The organism is Burkholderia sp. Bp8991 (genome assembly GCF_003853795.1).
GTDB lineage: Bacteria > Pseudomonadota > Gammaproteobacteria > Burkholderiales > Burkholderiaceae > Burkholderia.
In genome coordinates, this window is the sequence record NZ_QTQJ01000094.1 from 1 (window position 1) to 353 (window position 353).

The window sequence follows — 353 nt, forward strand, 5'->3', positions numbered from 1 at the left end:
TCATTTCCTTTGACCGCGCCGACGAGATTGAATTTGGCCGGCGGCGACGGCGGATACCAGAACCCCGGCTTCGTTCCCTGTTTGCCATGCCGCCAATCGTCTTCCCAGTATCGGTATGGTTTCTGCACGCCAACCGGGAAACCGGAAGCAAAGACCCGTTGCGTCAGGATGCCGGCTGCCCCGATATCGTCGAGTTCGTGCTTGCTGATGCCGCGCCATCCGATCCCTTGAACCGTCACCGCCGAAATCACCTGATCGTGCGGACAGCAATATGCAGTGACGCGGCCATACGTCGATTCATTCAATCCGTGCCTCGCGCGATCCTCTTGCGCCGCATAAGACCGATTGCTGGT

At 58.9% G+C, this 353-nt stretch carries 1 pseudogene; it reads right to left on the reverse strand.

Features of this window, described 5'->3' with window-relative positions:
• Nucleotides 1–353 (reverse strand): annotated as a pseudogene (locus tag DIE02_RS35305) (hypothetical protein); the annotation flags it as partial.